Origin of the sequence: Turicibacter sp. HGF1, from assembly GCF_000191865.1 — a bacterium.
Taxonomy (GTDB): domain Bacteria; phylum Bacillota_I; class Bacilli_A; order MOL361; family Turicibacteraceae; genus Turicibacter; species Turicibacter sanguinis.
This window is the reverse complement of record NZ_AEXQ01000029.1, coordinates 44,995-67,907: the sequence shown is the minus strand read 5'-3', so window position 1 is coordinate 67,907 and position 22,913 is coordinate 44,995. Positions and strand designations below refer to the sequence as shown.

Sequence of the window (22,913 nt, the reverse complement as noted above, 5' to 3'; positions counted from 1 at the left end):
AAGTTGAAAGGAGGCGCAATATGAATCAAAAATTTAATAAAAATTTAAAAAAAGTTTATAATCTTTTGATATTTGTCTTCTCATTAATCAGTATTGTCGCTCCTGCAAGTGAATATGCATGGGCCAAAACGGATAATGAACAACTTTTACACATTGATGAAAAACGAAAAATCTATGAGGTTTCTCATCATCGATTCGAAAAAACAAACACAGTGGCTTCAGTCGACCGATATATGCTTATTCCGGGTGGTGATGCCATTGGAATCAAGATTCAAACAGATGGATTAGTCGTCGTGGATACTTATTTAGTCAATACCTCTAATGGAGCGATTAATCCGGCTAAAGAAGCAGGAATTGTGAAAGGTGATTTAATTGTAGCTGTGAATAATCAAAAAATTACGACTGTTGATGATTATAAGCAGCAATTATTATTGAGCCAAAATAGTGGTCAATTGATCTTAACTGTAAATCGTCAAGGCAAAATTGAACATGTTACGGTTCATCCGGTGACGTCTACAGAAGGCGTCACCACGACGGGACTTTATCTACGTGATAAGTTAGCTGGAATTGGAACCTTGACATTTATTGATCCAAATTCCTTGAAATATGGAGCACTTGGACATGAAATTATTGATCAAGATACCAATCAGTTAGTGACGGTGAGTTATGGAGAAATTATAAACTCCAATGTGACAGCAATTCGTAAAGCGGCAACAGGTAGACCAGGTGAAAAAGTGGCTGACATTTTATTTGATCAAAAGTTAGGAACACTGGAAAAAAACAATAACTTCGGTATCTATGGTGTTATGGGAAATGCTGATACATTTAGTAAAGAACCGATGCCAATTGCTTATGCGAATGAGGTAAAAACTGGTCCAGCTCAAATTTATACTGTATTAAATGGAAATAAAGTTGAGGTATTTAATATTAACATTACCGAAGTCAATCCTCAAACACAAAAAGCTATTAAAGGATTAAAATACGTGGTAACGGATGAACGCTTGCTCAATGAAACCGGTGGAATTGTTCAAGGGATGAGTGGTAGTCCAATCATTCAAGATGGAAAAATTGTAGGTGCTGTTACTCATGTATTAGTTCATGATGCGACGATGGGATATGGTATTTTTATTGAGTGGATGCTACAAGAAGCGGGAATTGATTATTTAAATATTCAAAGTACAACGAATGTAGCTTAGCTAAATACCCAAATTCGACAAAATTCCACATTGTGAGGTGAATATTCGCTCTTTGTGAATAAAAGACAAAACATGATAAAAAATATTTGTCGAATAGAAAAAGTAAAATTTACAATATTTTAAAAATTTACAAGTAATCATTGAAAAATGTAAGGAACTGTAATTTAATAGTAATATAAACCGTAAAAAATTAGGGGGACAAGAGATGAGTAAATTAAGAGTTCTATTAGCGGACGACAATAAAGAATTAATTACTGTACTTTCAGAGTATATTTCTTTACAAGACGACATGGAAGTAGTGGAAGTAGCGGGAAACGGGAATGAAGTTTTATCGACATTACGTCAACGTGAAATTGATATTTTATTATTAGATGTTGTAATGCCTGATTTAGATGGTGTGAGCGTACTTGAAGAATTACGTGAAAATCCTTCAATGTATCGTCGTCCACGTCATATCATTATGTTCACAGCTTTCAATCAAGAAAAAATTATGATGCGTGCTGCTGAATTAGGAGCTTCATATTTTATTATGAAACCATTTGAAATTAATAAAATTGTTAAAATTATTCGTGACATTAACGTACGTTTTGATGCTGTAGAACCATCAAAACCATCAGTGAACGCCTTATACTCAAGCCGCCCTGTTGTAAAAGAGTTTGACTTAGAGGCTGAAATTACGAATATTTTACATGAAATGGGTGTGCCAGCTCATATCAAAGGATACTTATACTTACGTGAGTCAATTAAAATGGTTTATAACGATATTGAATTGTTAGGATCAATTACAAAAGTATTATATCCAGATGTAGCAAAAAAATATAAAACAACGGCTTCACGTGTTGAGCGTGCGATTCGTCATGCCATCGAAGTAGCATGGAATCGCGGAAATATTGAAGCGATCTCAAATATTTTTGGCTATACGGTAAGTGTATCAAAATCTAAACCAACGAACTCAGAGTTTATTGCGATGATTGCCGATAAACTTCGTTTAGAACATAAAAATAAAGTTGCATCTTAATAATCAAACAAAAAGAGTATTGACCGAATCAATACTCTTTTTTATTTTTTTCTTTAAACAACTCACGTTTAAAACGTTTTTTTAATATACTATCGCAGTGGTAAATCTAAAGAACAATTAGCAATCAAATCGTTAATTGTTCTTAGAAAGGAGAAGCAAGCTAACTAAATAAGGAAATTTAACTAATGAACGTTATGTCTCTTTAATAGAATGGCTTGTAAACGTGAGACAATGAGTGAAAAATATATAAATCATCAGATTTTAACCTGTTCTTGTCCAGTTTGTCATGCAATAAAGCAAAGTTTTTATCCAATTGATTTTTATCATTATCCGATTGATCAAAATTCAGGAATTCCCTCAATTAATATTCCAGTTAAAATTTTACCAGAAAACAAATCATCAAATTCGCCGATGGTAACCGATTATGCTAATAGGAGCTCAGCATGGATAAGTGATGAAGAGGCAGTCTTTTTACAATATGCAACTCATCCTATTTATGAGTTTCGGGGAGTGTGGGTGACAACTGTTCGAAATAGTGACTTTCCAAATAAGGCAGTTTTTGAAGATGGAACATTCGATTTAGAGTTATTTAAACGTGAGTTTTTTTCAATTTTAAAGCATTGTAAATTATTAAATCTAAATGCCATCTTTTTTCAAGTAAGACCTCAAGGTGATGCATTTTACGAGTCTAAGATAAATCCATGGAGTGAATTTTTATCTGGACAACAAGGCGTAAGGCCTGATTGGGGAGATTTTGATCCATTAGAATGGATGATTACCATGACGCATGGTGCCGGTCTTGAATTTCATGCATGGTTTAATCCATATCGCTTAAGTTCTATTTCTAAAGAGGGAAATTCTAAAGAGGAATTGTTAAATCGTCTAGCTCCTAATCATTTTGCAAAAAAAAATCCACAATATGTTTATTTCTTTGACGGTCAAATTTTCCTAGATCCAGGATTTCCTCAAGTCCAAAAGCACGTGATTCAAAGTGTGATGGAAGTGGTCCAAAATTATTCGATTGATGCGGTTCATTTTGATGATTATTTTTATCCCTATTCCTATCTAACGATAATAGATGGTGAACCTAAAGAAATAAGTTTTAATGATGAGAGTCCAGATATCGAGACCTATGAAACGTATCATCAACCTGGACAAAGTATTAAGCAGTGGCGTGAATATAACGTTAATTCACTGATTTATTCCTTGTCCTTGTCCATCCGTAAATACAATCGAGAAACAGGCAAAAGTATCGCATTTGGTGTGAGCCCGTTTGGAGTTTGGGCATCAAATTTTGAACAATCTGTCGGATCAAAAACGTCTCCGTACCAACTTTCTTCATTAGATGAATACGTGAATTCAAAATTATGGGTTGATGAGGAGTGGGTAGATTATTTAATCCCACAAAACTATTGGTCGTTTCACGATCCCTTATCTCCTTTTGGTGAAGTGGCGAATTGGTGGAATGAGGTGGTTAAATCCTCAAGAACACAACTATACATGGGAATTGGTCTTTATTTATACCTAGAAGATAACCAAAATCCTTCTTGGCAAGAGGCTCGAGAAGTAAGCAATCAAATCAAATATACAAGAGTATTATCAAATGTAGAAGGATTTGCTCTTTTTACCTATCGTAATTTGGTTATGAGACCTCAGTCTAATGTAGCCGGTCAACAAGTTTTAAATGTAGCACTTGAGTACCTGAGTTTGGATGTGTTGAAATATAAAAGTTTAATCCCACCTAGAACCTGGTTACAAACTAAAGCAATTCATCCTGTTAGTGGATTGCAAGTTCGACGTTGTGAAGACGATAACTGTTTAGTATTTTATGATCAGCTAGATAATGACAGTCAGTATTATGTTATTTATCGTTGTGAAGGGGCAGTGGAAAATTTTGATTTTAATGAGGCTGCCAATATCTTAGACGTTATCGGACGGAATTATGGAGAGGCGATGCAACACTATACGGATATTGAGATTGATGAAAATCAAACTTATACTTATGCCGTCACGGCTCTTTCTCAAGCCCAAGTCCAATCGCTAGCAGTAGCTTATGTATTCATGCCCTAAATAAAAAAATCATTTACTCCTTAGTAAATAGATTTTTTGTTTTTTATTAGTAATAAAGTATTATTCAGACGCGCAATAACGTAAGCAACCATTGAGATTAATGGAGCCACAACAAACGATAAAGCTAAAATTAATAATAAGATTTTTGTCCCCTTCATTTTGTTTAAATTATGCTTTGCTTTTTTCGCCATATAAAATTCACCTCTAAGACAAAGTTTGCTATAATGTTTAATGTAACTTAATCTATTATAATATAAATAAGTAGAAAAGAAAGAGGATTTACCGTGGGAGAACCGATATTTAGAATTATATTCCATATTGACTTAAACGCTTTCTTTGCCTCGTGTGAAGCCATCCTACATCCAGAGTTGAATCAACAACCACTAGTGATTACAGGTGAGAAACAGTCAAAGCGAGGGATTGTCGTGACAGCAAATTATGAAGCGAGAAAATATGGGATTCATAGCGCGATGCCCTTGATGCAGGCCAAGAAAAAATGTCCTCATTTAGTGGTGGCACCTGTTCGCTTTGATCTATATCGTAAAATTTCGAAGCAATTTATTCAAATTTTGCAGGAATACTCTCCGTTAGTTGAAAAAGCCTCGATTGATGAGGCTTATGTTGATGTGACGCATCACTATCAAAATATGCATCCGTTAGTGCTGGCTCAGCACATTCAAGCACGAATAGCAAAAGATTTACAAATTGGATGTAGTATCGGAGTGGCGCCCAATAAATTTTTAGCCAAAATGGCATCAGATATGAAAAAGCCAAATGGGATTACCGTCCTACGAAAACGCGATTTACAGACGATGCTTTGGCCCATGTCCATTGAAGAAATGTTTGGGATTGGCAAAGCATCGGCACCCAAATTAAGACAATTTGGTATTCATAAAATTGGTGATTTAACGACCATTGAAGATGTCGAAAAATTTCAACAACTTTTTGGAAAGCATGCTCTTAAGTGGATTGAAGATGCGAAAGGTGAAGATAAAACACCCATTAATCCAAATAAATATGAGGAATTATCAAGCATTGGTCATTCAACAACTTTTCCAAAAGATTATAGTTTTGAAATCGAATTAAAACAGCAAGCGAAGTTAATGTGCCAAAAAACGGCGAATCGATTAAAACAACATGGTGTTTATGCCAAGACGGTTAGTTTGCAGATAAAAGAAGCGAATTTCAGACAGAGTAGTCGAAGTAAAACGCTCACGATTCCAGTGCAAACCGTCGATGAGCTTTACGCTGTGATTGAGGAGCTATTTGATGAGCATTGGGAGGGTGAGCCTCTGCGGTTGATTGGCGTCAGTACCTCTAATTTAGTGAAGACGAAGAAAGTGACAGAACAGCTTAATTTATTTAATTCTCAAAATTTTGCTGAAGAAGAAAAACTAAACCAACTATTGCAAAAAATTAAAACAAAACACGGAGAATCCAGTATTTTTAAAGGGATTAAGAAAGGTGAGAATAAAAAATGATGAATTTAGAAGAAAAACAAGTTAGCACTAAAACTTATTATACAAACCCATTTCTAAAAGTGACTGAAGATGAGGTGATTTTACCAGATCAAAAAGAGGCTAAACGCGTCGTAGTCCATCATCCGGGTGGTGTGAATCTAATTGCGTTAGATGAGGAGAACCGTTTGTTATTAGTCGAACAATATCGCTATCCGGTTGGAAAAACAACACTTGAAACACCAGCGGGAAAAATTGAGCCAGGAGAAGAAACAATCATTACAGCAAGACGTGAACTTGAGGAAGAAACAGGCTATACCTGTGATTGTTTAGAACGTGTCGGACGTTTTGCAACATCACCCGGTTTTTGTAATGAATACATTGAAAATTTCTTTGCTAAAAATATTCAAAAATTAGATCATAAGGTCGCAGGGGATGACGATGAGTTTTTAAACTTATACCGTGTGACAAAAGAAGAAGCCATTCAGTATATTGAATCAGGATTTATTTGTGATTTTAAAACGATTTACGCGATTCAGTATTTAATGATGCATCATATTTGGTAAAAATATCGATTTTTAAAAAATTAGGATCAAAAGGAAAAAAGACAATGAGTTAATTTTATAAAAAAATTAAATAATTTTATGAATTATATCATAAACTTCCCACCCTATTACATAAGTTTGAGTATAAAGGGGGGAAGTGCTCATGGTCGCACACAAAAAACGTCGCAAAAAAACATTTAACTATGTCTTATATGTCATGTATGTCCTACTATTACTCGTCTTAATTGGAGATATCATTGGCTCTTCGCTTTACGTTAAGCTTGAACAAGCTTCACAAACATCTTTAATGTCTTATGTTGGAGACAATATTAGTTCATTCGATCCAAATCAATGGTCATTTAATCAATTGTTTTATAAACAATTTATGTATCAAGGAAGTATGTGGGTACTTGGGTTATCTATTATTGGAATTGTGGTCAATTTGTTTTTAGTCTTTTTAAAAGGCGTGATTGCTGGATTTAATGTGTTTTTTATCTTTCAAACCTTATCTCCACTTTCAGCACTAATCACAAGCTTTTTATGGCTATTGCAATATTTATTGATTTTAGGTGTCACCATTTTAAGTGGGTATTTTAGTATTCGTTTTGTCATCTTACTGTTAAAAATTATTTTTGTGAAAAAAAATAATGCGTTACTTCAAAAGCATTTTCTATATTATTTCTATCAATTAGTCATTGTCATGGTTTTAACCTTGGTAACCTCAGGTTTAACTTATTTCATTCAACCGGTTGTGTACCATCAGTTTGAAAAAGCAGGACAAACAGATGCTTTAGAGGCTAAAGAATCGGCAGATGACTTTTTATCGACTCATGAGGGAGCAACATCTGACGTTTGGTTGCAAATTGATGTAAATTTCGATTCAGAAGTGATATAATAAAGATAGAAATTTAAAAACGTAATACAAGATGGTGAAAAGATGAAGCAACTTTCGCAATATGAAACTTTGATTGTTAAATCAGGATCGAAATTAACAAAGCAACGTAAACAAATACTAAAGACGATTGTGACCCATTCTGATGAGCACTTCTCCGCTGAGTCACTTTATGATTTAGTTAAACACTTAGATGATACGATTGGGATTGCGACTGTGTATCGCACATTAGAATTATTCGAAAAATTAAAAATTGTTCGTAATGTTAAAATTAAAAATGATGGGATTAATTATTATGATTTAATGGAGCTAGGGGAAGAAACTCATTTACATCATCATTTAATTTGTACAAAATGTCAAAAAATTATTGAGATGGCAGATGAACTTGAAAGTTATGAGTCATTTATTAAAGAAAAATATGGATTTGATGTGATTGACCATGACTTAACTTTCTATGGGATTTGTAAAGAGTGCCAATCATCAATTCAATAAAAGACTTCTACCCTCGTGTAGAAGTCTTTTTTAAATAAAGGATAGGGAAATTATGAATAAAAATTATCAGTATTATTTAAATGACTTTTTAGCACATCTATTAATCGATCGTGGGTTGAGTTTAAATACCAAGATTAGTTATGAACGCGACTTAACAGAATACCTTCTTTATTTACAAAATCAATCGGTTCATCAGTTGGACGAGATTAGGCGAGAACATGTGCAACAATATTTGATAACGTTATATGAACGGAACCTAAATACAAAATCAGTTGCAAGACATCTTTCTGCCATTCGTTCATTTCATCAATATTTAATGATTGAGAAAATTTCAAATACGAACCCATGTGAACTCATTGAATCACCCAAATTAAAACGTCACTTACCTGAAATCTTAAGCATTGACGAAGTAGAGCACCTGTTGAGTAGCTTTAATACGAAGACAGTGAATGATATTCGGAATAAGGCAATGGTTGAACTGATGTATGCTTCAGGACTTCGCGTCAGTGAATTACTTCAATTAAAGCTTGATGATGTTCACTTATCGATGATGTTTGTACGATGTGTTGGAAAGGGAGATAAAGAACGTATAGTTCCGATTGGTGAAGTAGCGACTGAATTACTTCAGCTTTATTTAGATACCGCGCGTCCAAATCTTTTAAAAAAATCGAATGATTGGTTATTTTTGAATCGGTTTGGAGAAGTAATGACGCGACAAGGGTTTTGGAAAATCTTAAAAAAACAAGCGAAAGAAGCGGGAATTGAGAAGGAAATATCACCTCATAAATTACGTCATTCCTTTGCAACTCATTTAATTGAAAATGGAGTTGATTTGAGACTTGTCCAAGAAATGCTGGGTCATTCTGATATTTCAACGACTCAAATTTATACACACATAAGTAAAGAACATCTAAAAGATGTCTATGATTTATACCATCCGAGAAGTCAAAAAGACGATGTTGAAATTTAATCCTTTTTCTCGCCAATTTAAGGAATTTGAACTATAATAAATATAGATGCAAAAAATTAGAATAATAATAAATGACTAGTTTTAGGCAGAAGAAAGGACGTTGTATATGAAATATAATCGTGTATTTTTAGTTATAATGGATTCTGTTGGAGCAGGGGAATTACCTGATGCCAAAGACTATAATGATACAGGAGCTAATACGCTTAAACATATTGCACAAACAGCAAAAGGATTAAACTTACCTCATTTACAATCATTAGGACTTGGAAGTATTACGGAGATTGAGGGCGTGGCTCCGACAACTCCTGCCAAAGGATACTATACAAAATGTGAAGAATTATCAGTTGGAAAAGATACGATGACAGGTCATTGGGAAATAATGGGTCTTAAAGTGACAGAACCATTTCAAACGTTTACAGATACTGGATTTCCAAAAGAGTTAATTGATGAATTAGAAGAGAAAACAGGACGTAAAGTGGTTGGGAATAAATCGGCTTCTGGAACTGAAATTTTAGATGAATTAGGAGAACATCATCTAAAAACAGGCGATCTTATCGTTTATACATCAGCGGATTCTGTTTTACAAATTGCGGCTCATGAAGACGTGATTTCACCAGAAGAGTTATGGAAAATTTGTAAACAAGCACGTGAAATGACGATGAAAGAAGAATGGAAAGTTGGACGTATTATTGCTCGTCCATTTGTTGGAGCTAAAAAAGGTGAGTTTAAACGTACACCAAATCGTCATGATTATGCGTTAAAGCCGTTTGGACGTACTGTTTTAAATGAATTAAAAGATGCTAATAAAGAAGTCATTGCAATCGGAAAAATTAATGATATTTACGTCGGAGAAGGAATCACTGAATCCATTTTAACGAAGTCAAATGAAGATGGAATGAATCAATTATTAAACGTGATGAAACGTGATTTTAATGGATTAGCATTCTTGAATTTAGTTGATTTTGATGCCATGTATGGACATCGTCGTGATCCACTTGGATATGCGAAATGTTTAGAAGAATTCGATGTTCAACTAGGTGATGTATTATCACAAATGAAGGAAGATGATTTATTAATCATTTCAGCCGATCATGGGAATGACCCAATTGCAAGCGGAAGTGATCATACACGTGAATATATTCCGGTATTAATGTATTCTCCATCCATGCAAGCGGGTGGGGAGTTACCGATTGGAAAAACGTTTGCAAATATTGGAGCAACAGTTGCTGAAAACTTTGAAGTGGAGTTGCCAGCAATCGGAGAAAGTTATTTAGCATCGTTAAACTAAGGAAATTAAAGCTCAAGGACAAGTCCTTGAGTTTTTTATAGGAAGTCGGGGTGAAACCAATTTGGAATCCAAAGATAGACGAGATGAAATTTTAGAGCATTTAAAGCAAGCAGGTCATCCAGTTAAAGGAAGTGAATTAGCTAAAATGTTTGCTGTTAGTCGTCAAGTTATCGTTCAAGATATTGCTTTGATTCGTGCGAAGGGGATTTCAGTCGTGGCAACACCTTCTGGGTATATGATCCAAACTCCTATTACAACAGGTGTATTGAAGACTATCTGTTGTAAACATGGTCAACGTATCGAAGAATTAGAAACTGAGTTAGAATTAATTATTTCGTTTGGTGGAAAAGTATTAGATGTCGTCGTAGAACATCCCATTTATGGAGAAATTCGTGCTGTGTTAAACATAAATTGTTTAATGGACATTAAACAATTTATTAATCAGGTCAAATCTCAAGCCTCTAAGCCACTTTCTTTACTAACTGAGGGGATTCATTATCATACGATTGAAGTAACAGATGAATCCATGTATGAATCCATTATAAATGCCTTAAATCAACATCATTATTTATATTAAGAATCATAGGAGTTCCTATGATTTTTTTTATTCTTTGAAATATTTTAGAGCAATTCGGATACCTTATTAAAGGAGAAGTGAGGGATTAAAAATGCCTGAGCAAAAACGACTCGAATAAAAGACTCAATGAAAAAGTGGTGATTTAAACTTTAAATCATGAAATCTTGTCATCATACGAGCAATTGAAAAAGAAAACGTTTAAAAAATGAAAACAAAAATTGTCGAACTATTGAACATTATGTAAATTTTAAGTAAAATAAAAAAATAAACAAGTAAAAAGGTGGCGAGCAATGATGGTTAAACATATTGTGATGTGGAAAATTCAAGGTATTAATGGCCTTTCTAAAGAAGAAGTGGCGACTAACATTAAATCAGAATTAGAAGCCTTAAATGGACAAATTGAAGGATTACTAAGTTTAGAAGTTGGAATTGACTTTTTACACTCGGATTCATCGTATGATGTGGTCTTATACTCTGAATTAGAGAGTAAAGAGGCATTAGATTTTTATCAATCACATCCTCTTCATGTACAGGTTGCTACAAACACTGTAAAACCAGCTGCTACTTCACGAATTGTTGTGGATTACGAAATTTAATTTTTGAAGGCAGTGAGGATTATTTAACAAGTGAAAGAAATGACGTATCTCTTGTTATTTATCAACTTTTATAATATAATGTCGGAATAAGTAGAGAACTTGATCTGCCATATTAACTAAAGGGAGAGGCTATCTAACATGAAACACAATCACGAGGCGTACAATTTAGTCTTTGGTATTTCAATATATGATATTTTTGGTTTTACATCATCAACATATCGTTCACATGATTCAAACCCAGGACGTGTGAAAGTTTCTTTTGGTGGTGTTTGTCGTAACATTGCTGAGAATATGGCACGTGTAGGTGGAAATACAAAGTTCATTTCTATTTTAGGAAATGATGAAAAAGGGAAGAGTATTCTTGAACATGCAAAATCAATGAATTTTGATATGTCTGATTCATTAGTGGTAGAAGGAGCATCAACTCCAACTTATGTTGCTATTTTAGATGAAAATGGTGAGATGGTGTCAGCTATTGTGGATATCAATATTGATCACCATATGGATGCAGCATTTATTGACTCAAAGGCATCAGTTATTGAAAGCGCAGAATATATGTTTTTTGGAGCAGATAATCCTGAATGTATTGAGTATATTGTTAAAAAATATGCTGGAAAAACAAAGTTCGTTTTAGATCCTGTTTCAGCGGCCAAAGCAAAAAATATTAAACATTTACTACCTTATTTTCATACGGTAAAACCAAATCGTCACGAAGCAGAAGTGTTATGTGACTGTGAAATTAAAACGATAGAAGATGTTCGTCGTGCTGGCGCATATTTTATGGAAGTCGGAGTTGAAAATGTCTTTATCAGTTTAGATGCAGATGGTGTTTACTATTGTAATCAATCTGAAGAGGGGATTATCAAACCGATGGATGTAAAAGTGGTGAACGTAACAGGTGCTGGGGATGCTTTTATCGCGGGTATTGGTTATGCTTATTTAAATCATATGCCGATTGCAGAAGCTGTCCAATTTGCACAAACAATGTCGATTGTGACGATTTCTCATGAGGAAACAATTCATCCTCATTTATGCCATAATTATGTAAAACAACAGATGAATGAATTAACGTGGGACATGATTAAATTTTAACGAAAAGTGCTATCTCTAAGGATTGAGGTAGCACTTTTTTTATATAGAAGTAAGTAAGTCGTATCAAAATTGAAAATTGAAAAAAATAGGGAGAAAAAAAGACATATTAAAGATCTAACGTTGAACTTGTACTGATACTTGTAGAATGTTGAGGAGATGATTTTTGATAGAAGATTTGAAGTGAGGGATAAAGTAGCTAAAAAGACATAATATGTCGAAAATTGAGATACCGGTTACATAAAGGTTCACCCTTGTTTTCAAAAATGAAAACGATATAATTATTTATGTCAAGATATCGAAAGTTATAATTTGACACGTATTTTTTAATAAAGCCATGAATGACACCGAGAAGGATAACATAGAGGAGGCGTTATTGTCGTGAATAAAGTATGGTGGAAAGAGGCAGTAGCCTATCAAATCTATCCAAGAAGTTTTATGGATTCAAATGGAGATGGGATTGGAGATTTAAAAGGAATCATTCAAAAGCTAGATTACTTAAAAGATTTAGGAATTGATGTATTATGGATTTCTCCGTTTTATAAATCACCGAATGATGATTGTGGTTATGATATTAGTGACTACTGTGATATCATGGATGAATTTGGAACAATGGCCGACTTCGACTTATTATTAAGTGAAGTACATAAACGTGGGATGAAATTGATTGCTGATTTAGTGATTAATCATACGAGTGATGAGCATCCATGGTTTATAGAATCACGTTCTTCATTAGATAATCCAAAACGTGATTGGTATATTTGGCGTGATGGAAAAGACGGTGCTGAGCCAAATAACTGGGAAAGTATTTTTAGTGGGTCAGCATGGGAATACGATGATGAAACAAAACAGTATTATATGCACTTATTTTCAAAGAAACAGCCTGACTTAAACTGGGAAAATGAAGAAGTCCGCCAAGCTTTATATGATATGGTTAATTGGTGGTTAGATAAAGGGATTGATGGATTTAGAGTAGATGCCATTAGTCACATTAAAAAAGAAGAAGGATTAAGTGATCTTCCTAATCCAACAGGGTTAAAATATGTTTCTTCTTTTGAAAAGCATATGAATGTTGAAGGGATTCATCCATTACTTGAAGATTTAAAGAAAAATACATTTGATAAGTATGACATCATGACAGTCGGAGAGGCGAATGGTGTTAAAATTGAAGATGCTGAGCTTTGGGTTGGAGAGCAAGAAGGTAAATTTAATATGGTTTTCCAATTTGAACATTTAGGTTTATGGAAAGATAATGGAGAATCTGGAAAAGATATTATTGGCTTAAAACAAATTTTATCAAAGTGGCAAAAAGGTTTATATAATAAGGGGTGGAATGCTCTTTATATTGAAAATCACGATTTGGCACGTATTGTCTCAACGCTTGGTGATGATGAGTTGTATTGGAAAGAAAGTGCAACGTCACTAGCTGTTATGTATTTCTTAATGCAAGGGACACCGTTTATTTATCAAGGACAAGAAATTGGAATGACGAATGTTCATTTTAAAACGGTTGAGGAATACCAAGATGTTCAAAGTACAGGTCTCTATTATTCTAAATTAGAACAGGGAATGGCACATGAAGATATTATGGAAATTATTTGGGCAACGGCACGTGGAAATTCACGTACACCGATGCAATGGGATGAGACTGTAAATGGTGGATTCTCAAGTGGAACACCGTGGTTAGCTGTTAATCCAAATTACAAAGAGATTAACGTGGCTCAACAATTAGCAGATGAAGGGTCAATCTTAAATTTCTATAAAAAAATGATTCAACTTAAAAAATCACATGATGTGTTTACTTATGGGGAATATGATTTGACTCTAGACAATCACCCGGCAATTTATGCTTATACAAGAACGCTAGATCATGAGCAAGTTTTAATTTTATCAAATTTAACAGGTCAAGAAGTGGCGTTTGAATTAGAAAAGATGAACTTAGTATTCGATCAGTTAATGTTATCAAATTATAAAGTTGAAGAACATGAACCGATGATGAAGGGGACATTAAAACCATATGAGGCACGTGTTTACCGTATTAAGGATAAACAGTAGAGGATAATTAGGAGGAAAAAGTATGAAAAAACCAGGATTTATGTCATTTGATTTCTGGCAAAAATTTGGGAAAGCATTGATGGTTGTTGTGGCAGTTATGCCTGCAGCAGGAATCATGATTTCAATTGCAAAATTAATTGCAATGTCAGGTGGAGATATTAACTTTATCGCGACGATTGCACGAGTAATGGAAGATATCGGATGGGCGATTATCGGAAATCTTCACATCTTATTTGCCGTTGCAATCGGAGGATCTTGGGCAAAAGAACGTGCAGGAGGAGCTTTCTCGGCATTAATTGCGTTTATTTTAATTAATCGTATTACAGGAGCTATTTTTGGAATATCATCTGATATGTTAGCAGATCCAACGATGACGGTTCAATCATTATTTGGAGCTGAGATGGTTGTTTCAGATTATTTTACTTCTGTGCTTGGAGCACCAGCTCTAAACATGGGAGTGTTCGTAGGAATTATTTCAGGATTCTTAGGTGCTTCTTTATTTAATAAATATTATAACTTTAATAAATTACCACAGGCCTTAGCATTTTTTAATGGTAAGCGATTTGTTCCATTCGTTGTTATTTTAGGTTCAACGATTACAGCACTTATCTTATCGATTGTTTGGCCATTTGCTCAAGGAGCTTTAAATTCATTTGGACAATGGATTGCGACGTCTCAAGATACAGCCCCAATTATTGCCCCATTTATTTATGGAGCAGGAGAGCGCTTATTATTGCCATTTGGTTTACATCATATGTTAACGATTCCAATGAACTACACAGAATTAGGTGGAGTTTATGAAGTTTTAACAGGTCCAAATGCTGGATCAATTGTTGCGGGACAAGAATCATTATGGTTAGCATGGGTAACAGATTTAAATAATTTAAATGCAGCCGGAGATAGCGTTGCTTATAATCAATTATTAGAGTCGGTGACGCCAGCTCGCTTCAAAGCAGGACAAGTGATCTTATCAACAGCTTCATTAATGGGAGCTGCCCTAGCGATGTATCGTAATGTTGACACTGATAAAAAAGCAGCTTATCGCTCAATGTTCTTATCGGCAGCTTTAGCAACCTTCTTAACAGGAGTTTCAGAACCATTAGAATTTATGTTCATGTTTATCTCACCTGTGTTATACTTAATTTATGCGGTTTTAGCTGGATTAGCGTTTGCTTTATCTGATTTGATTAACTTACGTATTCATGCTTTCGGATTTATTGAGTTCTTAACGCGTATTCCAATGATGGTCAATGCAGGATTAACGATGGATATCATCAACTTTATCTTAGCTTGTTTAGCATTCTTTGGATTAAACTTTGGTATTTTCAATTTTGCCATTAAAAAATTCAACATTGCAACACCAGGACGTTTAGGAAACTATAATGATGATGATGAGACATCTCAGGCAAGTGTTACGACAGCGGCTGGTAGCTCACAAGCTAATGAAATTATTAACTTATTAGGTGGGGCTGAAAATATTGTAGATGTTGATGCTTGTATGACGCGTTTACGTGTAACTGTTAAAGATCCAGATCATGTTTCAGAACAAGCAGGATGGAAAGCCTCTGGAGCACTTGGGTTAATCATTAAAGATAATGGAATTCAGGCCATTTATGGACCGAAAGCTGACGTGTTAAAATCAGAAATTCAAGATATTTTAGGTCTATAGGAGAATAGCACGATGAAATTACTAACTTTAAACTGTCATGCTTGGCAAGAAGAAAATCAAGTTGAAAAAATTAAATATTTAGCACAAGTCATCAAAGAGAAACAATATGATGTGATTGCTTTACAAGAAGTGAGTCAATTAATCAATCCAAACGATGAAAATAAAGTGAAGGCAGATAACTATGCTGTGGTTTTATTGAGTGAATTAATGAAACTCGGAATAACGGATTATCAATTTATCTGGGACTTTTCACACATTGGATTTGATGTATATGAAGAAGGATTAGCTATTTTAACACGTTATCACATTGAAAGAGCTCATTCATTCGTTGTCACACAAGCAAATGATGTGACAAATTATCGAACTCGTCGTATTGTTGCCATTGATTTTATATCTAATAATCAACCTGTGAGTGTATATTCTTGTCATTTAGGATGGTTCCATGATACAGAGGAACCATTTACTGGACAAGTCGATGAGTTAGTTTCTAGATTAAACAAAGAACGTTTAAATATTGTAGTCGGTGACTTTAATAATGATGCCAATTTATCTGGTGAAGGATATGATTATTTATTGAGTAAAGGCTTACTTGATACCTATCATCTTGCCTTAAAAAAAGATGAAGGAACAACCGTTGCAGGGAAAATTGATGGTTGGGAAGAGAATAAAAAAGGGTTACGTATAGACTTAGTCTTAAGTGATAAGCCTGTGAATGTTTTATCTTCTCATGTTATTTTTAACGGAAGTCATAAAGATATCGTATCGGATCATTTTGGTGTTGAAGTTGAATTAAATATTTAAAAAGCGAAGCTTAGGCTTCGCTTTTTTTATTTTTTAGAGAAAATTGAAACATTTAAGATGGTTTTAAGGTTTTTATTTTATAATCAATCTTGTTAAAAACATCACAGATGAAGGAGGGGATAAAATGGCCATTACATCATTTAAACGATACGAAAAAAAGTTTATGTTAACTCAAGAGCAATTTAATCACTTGATGCCTAAATTAAAAGAATATATGAATGAAGATGAGCATAGTCAAGATGGTGGAACGTATCATATTTATAATATTTATTATGATAATGAAACACATGATGTGATCAGACATTCGATTTCAAAACCTTATTATAAAGAAAAATTAAGATTAAGAAGCTATCATGTGGTTCATCAACAAGAGGAAACTGTTTTTTTAGAATTAAAGAAAAAGATTGATGGTGTCGTAAATAAACGGCGAGTGGTTTTAAGTTTAGCTGAGAGTCAAGCTTTTTTAGAGCACGGAATCCGGCCTATGACGAAAAATTACATGGGAGAACAAGTATTAAACGAAATTGAATACTATCTCAAACAAAATCCTGTTCAACCAAAAGTTTATATTGCTTATGAACGATTTGCGTTATTTGGGAAGGATGATCGTTCCATCCGTATTACATTTGACTTTAATATTGTTTCAAGGCGTCATGATTTAAGTTTGCAAAAAGATAATTACGAAGAGAAACTACTAAAAGAGGGGATGTACTTGATGGAAGTTAAAATCTCAGATGCCATTCCGATTTGGTTGACACAAATTTTATCCGAATTATCAATTTATAACTCAAGTTTTTCAAAATATGGAAACGAATATCAAAAATATATAAAAGAAATAAATAATAGAAAAGGAAGTGTTCAAGTATGTTACAATCCATCTTATCGACAACAGGAGAATCCTTTACCCTTGTTAACGCCTTAATTATTATGTTAGCTTCAATTGTTTTAGGACTAGTTATCAGTTCAGTCTATTTATTTACACACCGAAAAGAAACCACACAACAAAGTTTTGTTATTACGCTTGTCATGTTACCAATTGTTATTTCTGTTATCATTTTACTGATTGGCAACAACGTTGCAAGAGCATTTAGTTTGGCTGGAGCCTTTTCTATTATTCGCTTTAGAAGTGCTCCAGGAGATGCGAAAGACATGTCTTATATCTTCTTTACCCTTGCAGTAGGATTAGCGTGTGGGATGGGGTATATTGGTTATGCGGCCCTCATTACAGTTGTGTTGTGTTTGTTAATGATGCTGTTATCTGTCTTCCAGTTTGGAAGATCTAAAACGACTCAATTGCAATTAAAAATAACGGTTCCTGAGCATTTAAACTATCAAGATTTATTTGATGAGGTATTAGAGAATTACACGACATCATATCGCTTAGAACGCGTCAGAACGCGTGAATTTGGAGCCTTATTTGAAGTGAGTTATCGAATTCAATTAAAGGATGTAAGTAAGCAAAAAGAATTTTTAGATTTAATTCGTTGTCGTAATGGTAACTTGAATGTTTCTTTAATTCTTTGTGATTTTGGAACGGATAGCTATTAAAAAAAGGTGAGGGAGATAATCTCCTTCACCTTTTTTAGTTAGTTGATGGGTCGAATAGATAGACGTTTAAATTTTGACGTCGATTATCCAGTGGATTTTTATTTAAGTGAGCGACACGATATCCTTTTTGACAATCTGTTAAGAATGAGTCTAAATAGATTCGTCCTGCTGGCGTATGAGCAATGGCATAGGGTTGACCATTTGAACGCTTTTGACAAATCCACGTATAATCAGATGTAATCACACGATCAAAGTCTTCGGCCGAAATTAAAGCTTTAGCTTCTACATTTCCATAACGATCTTTTAAAAACACCGCGATTACATCATTTTCTAATATTTCGTATTCATTAGGTTGAAATCGGTTGTAAATTTCTAAATTCGTTTTACGGTTATCTAAGACATCACCATTTAAATGACGAATAGGAGCATTTGGGCTTGTTCCTAAAATAACAGATTGTAACGAATATTTTTTATACTTTAATTTTCCTTTGACCATTTCTTCTGTTACAGCTTGAGACAAATATTGATTGAAATCTTTATTCCACTCCGCAAACCAGTTTCCAAAGTGTTTAACTTTGTCTAAATCTTCTAAATCAAATAGGGCAGTTAATTCCTTTCCTTTTTTATTTAGAATAGTCATTTTGATAACTTCATTTTCAATATTGAATTGATTAGGAACTGTCTTGTAATCTTGAAACATAATTTTTCACCTTATTCTAGTTAGTCTTTTTGAATTATAACAAAAGATTGCAAAGAATACTACTAAATTTCAAAAGAAAAAAGGAGTGAGTAATCTCAGCTCCTTTTTTTATATCATTATTTTGCTAATGCTTCTTCGATTTCTGGAAGGTAAGAACCAACTTTGATTGATACTCCAGTTACAGCATCAGTGTGTCCATCTTCATCAGATAATGTTACTTTTGATAAATCGAAGTTATTAGCAACGATGAATTCTTGTAATAAATCCATTTGCTCATGGAATTGTAATTCTCCACCCATTACATAAGTTCCAGCTTCAGAAGCTTCACGTTTAGAAGATCCATCTGCTTGGATTACATCAACAGTTAAGTCAACAGGATTTCCGTTTTCGAAAGTTACTGCTACTACATCTGATCCTTCTTCACCTTTGAATTCAACAGTTTTTACACCTGTAAATTCATTGTTTTCAATGCTCGTCATTAATTCTTGAACTAATTCTAAGTAACGACCAGCTTTGAATGATACACCTGTAATAGAATCAGTGTGTCCATCTTCATCAGTTAAGTTGATTGCAGTTACATCAAAGTTATTTTCAGCTAAGAATGCTTCTACAGCATCGATTTGCTCATGCCATTGTAAAGCTCCTTCTTCTTGGCTCATTACATATTCACCAGAAGCAGCTAATTCGCTTTTTAATGTTCCATCTTCTAAAATAACATCGATGTTTACTGAAGTTGGTTGTCCATTTTCATAAGTCATTGATACTGTTACAACATCAGTTTTTTCTCCAGTTGTATCGTATAAAGCTTCTAACGTATACGTCTCAACTTTTTGAGCTTCTACTTCTGCCTCTTCAGTTGTTTCTTCAACTGCTGGAGTTTCAGTTGTTGTTTCTTCAACTGCTGGAGTTTCTGGAATTGTTTGTACTGGTGCTTCATTTGAACAAGCTCCTAAGAATAATACTGCTGATGCTAATGCGATTAAAAGTTTACCTTTTAACATGTCTTTTACCCCCTATAGGTTATGTTTCTGAAATACAAGGTATATTCTAGCAATATATAAAAAATTACACAAGTCTTTTTTTTGTGTTTTTTTTGAACAATGTGAGTCGAAATTATTTTTTTTATGAATATTATATCCATTTTATAGTAAAAAAACTAAAAATTATTAAATAAATATGGTATTTATTGTATTATAATCGTTTTTCTTTGTTAATAATTTAGAAATATCATGTAAAACGTAAATCAGTCATAAAGTGAGTACGAAAAAATCTGACTCATCAGAGGTAGATTTTATGAATTAATAAAAAGTATCCTTATTATATGTGTTAACTAAAAATAAAGAGCTATAAGTAAAGGTAGGTGGGGGGGGATTTACTAAAAGAATTGAAATTCAAATGGATTGCATTTTTTGACAAATATAATAATATATCATGATATGATAGGTGTATAAAACGTTATCATAAGGGGGATTGTCATGAGAAATTATTATCTTGTCTTAGAGTTGTTACCGGTTTGTGGGTTTATCTACGCACATTATTGTGAGAAACATCATTCTAATTATCCAAATACATCGAAGGGGTATCCAAACAAGCGGATTAAAAAGAGCAGACAAGGGTGGGAAGTTGGAAATCAAATAATGGCACAAGCAATTAAATCAGTCACCACCATCATGATTTTATTAAATGTCATCTTCTTTTTTATGAATGTCTTAAATTATGGTTTTGCAACTCTATTAAATCTGTTAATGATTGGAATTGGAATTTATACAGGAGAAAAACAATTACGTGTTTGTATCAATGAAAAAGGAATCGTGATGGCGACACCAAAAGTGAAAGTTAAACGATATTTACTGCCTAAATTGACAAGAAAATGATGAAAACTGTAATCGTTTACAGATAAGCAATTGCTTATTAAAAAGTAATTATATGGTAAAATAGCAACGTAGAAACGATTCAATTAAGAGGGGAATGACGTTTGTGACAAAATTAGATCGTAAATGGTGGAAGGAAGCCGTTGGATATCAAATCTACCCAAAAAGTTTTTGTGATTCAAATGGGGACGGAATTGGAGATATTAATGGAATCACAAGTAAGTTAGATTATTTAAATGAACTTGGAGTTAATTTACTTTGGCTTTGTCCAATTTATAAATCACCAATGGATGATAATGGATATGATGTTTCAGATTACTATGATATTGCAAAAGAATTTGGAACAATGGAAGATTTTAAAACATTATTGTCTGAAGCTAAAAAACGTGAGATAAAAATCGTGATGGACTTAGTGCTTAACCATACAAGTGATGAGCACCCTTGGTTTATTGAAGCAAGACAATCAACAGATAATCCTTATCGCGATTATTATATTTGGCAAAAAGGAAAGATAAATGAAGCGGGAGAAGAGATTGAGCCGACAAATTGGGCTTCATTTTTCACTCCATCATGTTGGGAAAAAGATGAACAAACAGGCGAATATTTTATGCATATTTTCTCTAAGAAAATGCCGGATTTAAATTGGGCGAATGAAAATATGCGAAAAAAACTGTTTGAAATGGTGAAATGGTGGTTAGATCTTGGGATTGACGGATTCCGTGTCGATGCTGTTGCCCACATTGACCGCGATTTTACGTTTACTGATTCAACCCTTAAAGGAAATGGAAAGTATGTTGAAGATTGGTCTAAATTTTCAAATCTTCCAAAAGTTCATGATTATTTAAAAGAATTAAACCGTGAGGTCTTATCTAAATATGATATTTTTACGGTAGGAGAAGTTGGCGGAGGGGCCGATGTCCTAGAAGCGTTAAAATATGCAGGTGAAGATTCAAATGAATTAAACATGGTATTCACGTTTGATCATTGTTGGTTGAATAGTGGGTTTGATTCTTTAGATGAAAAGTGGAATGGGAATACGGACTTAGTTGAATTGAAAAAAGTCTTTAAAAAATGGCAAACCGGTCTTTATTCAAAAGCATGGAATCCATTATATTGGCTAAACCATGATCATCCACGTGTCATGTCACAATATGGAGATCCGACTCATTATCATAAAGAATCAGGTAAAATGTTAGCGACCTCTTTATTGATGATGTGGGGAACACCATTTTTATACAATGGTGAAGAAATTGGGATGACTAATGCCAACTATACTAACTTTGAAGACTATCGTGATGTCTCAACGATTGAAAAAATTAACCGTTTGTTGCAAGACGGTTATCCAGAAGATCTCATTCGTCGATATATTGGGGTTACTTCACGCGATAATGCTAGAACACCAATGCAATGGAATTCAAGCGAAAATGCTGGGTTTACAAGTGGAGAACCTTGGATTAAAGTCAACTCAAATTATGCTACAATAAATGTTGAGGCACAATTAAACGATGAGGATTCTATTTTTAATCACTATAAAAAATTGATTCATTTGCGCCGACATAGTGAGTATAAAGATGTCATTGTTTATGGAGATTATGAACTTTTAAGTGAAAATCATCCAAATGTTTATGCCTATACACGAACACTAGATCATCAAAAATTATTAATTGTCTCAAATTTTTTTGCAAAACCAGCAATCGCTTGTTTAAAGCAATTAAGGGCAAAACAAATCATCTTATCTAACTATGAAGATTCATCTCTTTCATTAGATTGCTTAATGTTAAGACCCTTTGAATCAATTGTGTTTGAATTAGAGTAATCAAAGTGCTACTTACTTTATCTTTTCTTAAGATCAAGTAAGTAGCTTTTTTCAATGCATAAGATATCCTAATCACGCATCAAACAAGATTAAAGCTCTCATTACTATTCAATCTTACTGAATCAAAAAGTTGAGAAGTGATCAGCCAATCATTGGCAGGGAATACGATAGAAAACGGGACTTAGAGGACTGTGTATTTATTTTTTTAAATATGTGATAATTGTATAAAAAACGAAAACACTTTCAATTAACTCGAAATTTAA

22 protein-coding genes are annotated in these 22,913 nt (G+C 33.7%); 19 read left to right on the top strand and 3 right to left on the bottom strand.

Annotation, left to right across the window (positions count from 1 at the left end):
• The first annotated feature begins 20 nt into the window (after window positions 1-20).
• The 3 genes from spoIVB to HMPREF9402_RS03170 all read left to right on the top strand — a co-directional run bounded on the left by spoIVB (window position 21) and on the right by HMPREF9402_RS03170 (window position 4,284).
• Window positions 21-1,196 (top strand): SpoIVB peptidase, encoded by a 1,176-nt coding sequence (gene spoIVB, locus HMPREF9402_RS03180; RefSeq protein WP_006785572.1) that lies wholly within the window; start codon window positions 21-23, stop codon window positions 1,194-1,196.
• Between the two features lie 205 nt (window positions 1,197-1,401).
• Window positions 1,402-2,214, top strand: a complete 813-nt coding sequence (gene spo0A, locus HMPREF9402_RS03175; protein ID WP_006785573.1) for a sporulation transcription factor Spo0A — start codon at window positions 1,402-1,404, stop codon at window positions 2,212-2,214.
• 231 nt (window positions 2,215-2,445) lie between these two features.
• The gene (locus tag HMPREF9402_RS03170; protein WP_230310250.1) at window positions 2,446-4,284 is read left to right on the top strand and encodes a glycoside hydrolase family 10 protein; all 1,839 of its coding nucleotides are present in this window, start codon (window positions 2,446-2,448) and stop codon (window positions 4,282-4,284) included.
• A gap of 20 nt (window positions 4,285-4,304) precedes the next feature.
• Here HMPREF9402_RS03170 and HMPREF9402_RS14445 read toward each other — a convergent pair whose 3' ends face one another.
• Window positions 4,305-4,475 (bottom strand): hypothetical protein, encoded by a 171-nt coding sequence (locus HMPREF9402_RS14445; protein ID WP_009606480.1) that lies wholly within the window; start codon window positions 4,473-4,475, stop codon window positions 4,305-4,307.
• 93 nt (window positions 4,476-4,568) lie between these two features.
• Between HMPREF9402_RS14445 and HMPREF9402_RS03165 the strand changes: the two genes are divergently transcribed.
• The 14 genes from HMPREF9402_RS03165 to HMPREF9402_RS03100 all read left to right on the top strand — a co-directional run bounded on the left by HMPREF9402_RS03165 (window position 4,569) and on the right by HMPREF9402_RS03100 (window position 18,263).
• Complete coding sequence (locus HMPREF9402_RS03165; RefSeq protein ID WP_009606444.1) at window positions 4,569-5,765, top strand: DNA polymerase IV; 1,197 nt, start codon at window positions 4,569-4,571, stop codon at window positions 5,763-5,765.
• Window positions 5,762-6,307 (top strand): NUDIX hydrolase, encoded by a 546-nt coding sequence (locus HMPREF9402_RS03160; protein ID WP_006785577.1) that lies wholly within the window; start codon window positions 5,762-5,764, stop codon window positions 6,305-6,307. The genes HMPREF9402_RS03165 and HMPREF9402_RS03160 overlap by 4 nt, the downstream gene beginning before the upstream one ends.
• A gap of 142 nt (window positions 6,308-6,449) precedes the next feature.
• Window positions 6,450-7,181: a stage II sporulation protein M gene (locus tag HMPREF9402_RS03155; RefSeq protein WP_006785578.1), complete on the top strand. Its 732-nt coding sequence runs from the start codon at window positions 6,450-6,452 to the stop codon at window positions 7,179-7,181.
• A gap of 42 nt (window positions 7,182-7,223) precedes the next feature.
• The gene (locus HMPREF9402_RS03150) at window positions 7,224-7,670 is read left to right on the top strand and encodes a Fur family transcriptional regulator (protein ID WP_006785579.1); all 447 of its coding nucleotides are present in this window, start codon (window positions 7,224-7,226) and stop codon (window positions 7,668-7,670) included.
• A 52-nt stretch (window positions 7,671-7,722) separates the two neighbouring features.
• The gene (gene xerD, locus HMPREF9402_RS03145) at window positions 7,723-8,640 is read left to right on the top strand and encodes a site-specific tyrosine recombinase XerD (protein WP_009606459.1); all 918 of its coding nucleotides are present in this window, start codon (window positions 7,723-7,725) and stop codon (window positions 8,638-8,640) included.
• A 106-nt stretch (window positions 8,641-8,746) separates the two neighbouring features.
• The gene (gene deoB, locus HMPREF9402_RS03140) at window positions 8,747-9,928 is read left to right on the top strand and encodes a phosphopentomutase (protein WP_009606428.1); all 1,182 of its coding nucleotides are present in this window, start codon (window positions 8,747-8,749) and stop codon (window positions 9,926-9,928) included.
• Between the two features lie 61 nt (window positions 9,929-9,989).
• Window positions 9,990-10,505: a transcription repressor NadR gene (locus HMPREF9402_RS03135; RefSeq protein WP_006785582.1), complete on the top strand. Its 516-nt coding sequence runs from the start codon at window positions 9,990-9,992 to the stop codon at window positions 10,503-10,505.
• Between the two features lie 290 nt (window positions 10,506-10,795).
• A complete protein-coding gene (locus HMPREF9402_RS03130) occupies window positions 10,796-11,101 on the top strand; it encodes a Dabb family protein (RefSeq protein ID WP_009606478.1) in 306 nt (101 codons plus the stop codon).
• 138 nt (window positions 11,102-11,239) lie between these two features.
• On the top strand, window positions 11,240-12,193 hold the full coding sequence (locus HMPREF9402_RS03125) for a carbohydrate kinase family protein (RefSeq protein WP_009606457.1): 954 nt from the start codon (window positions 11,240-11,242) through the stop codon (window positions 12,191-12,193).
• Between the two features lie 378 nt (window positions 12,194-12,571).
• A complete protein-coding gene (locus HMPREF9402_RS03120) occupies window positions 12,572-14,245 on the top strand; it encodes a glycoside hydrolase family 13 protein (protein ID WP_009606452.1) in 1,674 nt (557 codons plus the stop codon).
• Window positions 14,246-14,267: 22 nt separating this feature from the next.
• Complete coding sequence (locus HMPREF9402_RS03115; protein ID WP_006785586.1) at window positions 14,268-15,914, top strand: PTS transporter subunit IIBC; 1,647 nt, start codon at window positions 14,268-14,270, stop codon at window positions 15,912-15,914.
• 12 nt (window positions 15,915-15,926) lie between these two features.
• Window positions 15,927-16,715, top strand: coding sequence for an endonuclease/exonuclease/phosphatase family protein (locus HMPREF9402_RS03110; RefSeq protein WP_006785587.1), 789 nt, complete (start codon window positions 15,927-15,929; stop codon window positions 16,713-16,715).
• A 124-nt stretch (window positions 16,716-16,839) separates the two neighbouring features.
• Complete coding sequence (locus HMPREF9402_RS03105; protein WP_009606470.1) at window positions 16,840-17,637, top strand: polyphosphate polymerase domain-containing protein; 798 nt, start codon at window positions 16,840-16,842, stop codon at window positions 17,635-17,637.
• A complete protein-coding gene (locus HMPREF9402_RS03100) occupies window positions 17,580-18,263 on the top strand; it encodes a DUF4956 domain-containing protein (RefSeq protein ID WP_039930735.1) in 684 nt (227 codons plus the stop codon). The genes HMPREF9402_RS03105 and HMPREF9402_RS03100 overlap by 58 nt, the downstream gene beginning before the upstream one ends.
• Before the next feature lie 34 nt (window positions 18,264-18,297).
• Here the strand turns inward: HMPREF9402_RS03100 and HMPREF9402_RS03095 are convergent, their stop codons facing one another.
• Together HMPREF9402_RS03095 and HMPREF9402_RS03090 are read right to left on the bottom strand one after the other, a co-directional pair.
• Window positions 18,298-18,963: a hypothetical protein gene (locus HMPREF9402_RS03095; RefSeq protein WP_009606435.1), complete on the bottom strand. Its 666-nt coding sequence runs from the start codon at window positions 18,961-18,963 to the stop codon at window positions 18,298-18,300.
• 116 nt (window positions 18,964-19,079) lie between these two features.
• A complete protein-coding gene (locus tag HMPREF9402_RS03090) occupies window positions 19,080-19,964 on the bottom strand; it encodes a hypothetical protein (RefSeq protein WP_006785591.1) in 885 nt (294 codons plus the stop codon).
• Window positions 19,965-20,438: 474 nt separating this feature from the next.
• On the opposite strand from HMPREF9402_RS03090, the gene HMPREF9402_RS03085 reads away from it, so the two are divergent.
• Window positions 20,439-20,837 (top strand): hypothetical protein, encoded by a 399-nt coding sequence (locus HMPREF9402_RS03085; protein WP_006785592.1) that lies wholly within the window; start codon window positions 20,439-20,441, stop codon window positions 20,835-20,837.
• Between the two features lie 94 nt (window positions 20,838-20,931).
• Window positions 20,932-22,650, top strand: a complete 1,719-nt coding sequence (locus HMPREF9402_RS03080) for a glycoside hydrolase family 13 protein (RefSeq protein WP_039930733.1) — start codon at window positions 20,932-20,934, stop codon at window positions 22,648-22,650.
• Window positions 22,651-22,913 lie beyond the last annotated feature (263 nt).